General features: G+C 43.1%; 3 protein-coding genes. All 3 read left to right on the forward strand.

Annotated features, from left to right (window positions below; all coding sequences use genetic code 11):
- Window positions 1-181 precede the first annotated feature (181 nt).
- Window positions 182-535 carry a hypothetical protein gene (locus AFK68_RS00290; RefSeq protein WP_094670730.1) on the forward strand — a complete coding sequence of 118 codons (354 nt, stop codon included), beginning with the start codon at window positions 182-184 and terminating at the stop codon, window positions 533-535.
- The coding region (locus tag AFK68_RS43880) for a GMC family oxidoreductase N-terminal domain-containing protein (protein WP_210407145.1) at window positions 532-1,313 on the forward strand (782 nt) is incomplete at its 3' end. The genes AFK68_RS00290 and AFK68_RS43880, both read left to right, overlap by 4 nt.
- A 43-nt stretch (window positions 1,314-1,356) precedes the next feature.
- Window positions 1,357-1,697: GMC family oxidoreductase N-terminal domain-containing protein (locus AFK68_RS37810; protein ID WP_210407144.1), on the forward strand; the 341-nt coding region annotated here is incomplete at its 3' end.

Below are 1,697 nucleotides of genomic sequence, written 5' to 3' on the forward strand. Positions count from 1 at the left end.
CACTAACTAAATATATCTGTTTTCATTTTATTTTTTTTGTAATCTAAGTTATTTCCCAACAACTCTAATATTCGGTTGGCTAATAACATATACTTTGATACTCTGGCTCAACAACCAAAACCTTATTTAGTAAATTCAATTTTTGTCTGACTCCATAAGAATATTTCTATAAAAACTAATAATGAATTTTGAATCAACTATATCTGCACTTTGTTACACATTTATTAATAAACACTCAGACAAACATCAGTCTCCGTTACACTTCCCTAATAATCAAGTTGTTGAGTTTGTCAGAGCGCAACATAGAAATATGCCTGATTACCTAAAACTACCACTGTTTATCCTCACAGCTATTTTTGATTTGTGGTCAATCATCAGACGAGGTAAAAGGTTTCATCAACTTCCACCGACTATCCGAGTACATCAGATCGCAGCTTGGAAAATGTCACCCCTAAGAGTTTGTCGTGACTTGATGCGATTTTACGAAAGCTTAACTATATTCAGTTATTACGCGAGCAAGGAAAAATTGACATGACAGTATGCGAACACAACATTCTCACTGAGCCAGATACTGCTCTCAACTGCGAAGTTGCTATTGTTGGTTCAGGTCCCGGAGGCTCTGTTACCGCGGCCACCCTTAGTAAAGCTGGACTCGACGTTTTACTGATTGAAGAAGGTGCTTATTTGCCCTTGGAATCATGTGCCCCCTTTTCTCAAGAAGAGATGGTACAGAAATATCGGAATCGCGGCCTTACTGTTGCATTTGGCGCTCCCAAAATCCAGTACGTTGAGGGAAAGTGTGTCGGTGGTGGCAGTGAAGTCAATAGCGGACTCTATCACCGCACTCCCTCCGACGTTTTGGCTCACTGGCGAGAAAAATTTCAGGTGCAAAATCTGACCGAAGCAGAGCTTGAACCTCACTATGAAGCCTGCGAAAATGCCGTTAGCGTTAGCTATCTACCTGGTAAACCCTCCCTAGCTTCTCTCAAATTGCAGGAAGGCGCAACTCAGCTTGGATGGCAATCCCAGGAAGTACCCCGTTGGTTTAAGTATGAGTCAAATAACGACTGCAGTGTTCCCCTCAAAGGAACTAAGCAATCTATGACGAAAACTTATGTGCCTGAGATGCTACGCACAGGGGGTAAAATTCTCGCCAACACTAAAATTAAAATGCTCCGTCATCTGGGCGATCGCTGGATTCTACAGGGACGTTATACCGATAGCTCCTCTTCATACCAAATTAAGATAACTGCCAAAACAGTTTTTATTGCTGCCGGAGCAGTACATACATCAGCACTGCTACGTCGTAGTGGNACGAACGACTGTAGTGTTCCACTGAAAGGAACTGAGGAAACGGTGACGAAACCGTATGTGGCTGAGATGGTGCGCGCAGGGGGTAAAATTCTCGCCAACACTAAAATTAAAATGCTCCGTCATCTGGGCGATCGCTGGATTCTACAGGGACGTTATACCGATAGCTCCTCTTCATACCAAATTAAGATAACTGCCAAAACAGTTTTTATTGCTGCCGGAGCAGTACATACATCAGCACTGCTACGTCGTAGTGGCATCACTCGGAATATAGGCAACGCCCTACAGATGCACCCCACTGTGAAAGTTGTTGCTCAATTTTCAGAACCCGTTAGCTCTGCACAATTGGATGTAGCCGTCCATCAGGTTAAAGAGTTTGCACCGCA

This window comes from Hydrocoleum sp. CS-953 (assembly GCF_002260545.1).
Classification (GTDB): Bacteria; Cyanobacteriota; Cyanobacteriia; order Cyanobacteriales; family Microcoleaceae; genus Trichodesmium.

What these genes read in the sequence shown, in the direction of transcription:
- AFK68_RS00290 (WP_094670730.1), top strand. Translation starts at nt 182, where the DNA reads ATGAATTTTGAATCAACTATATCTGCACTTTGTTACACATTTATTAAT.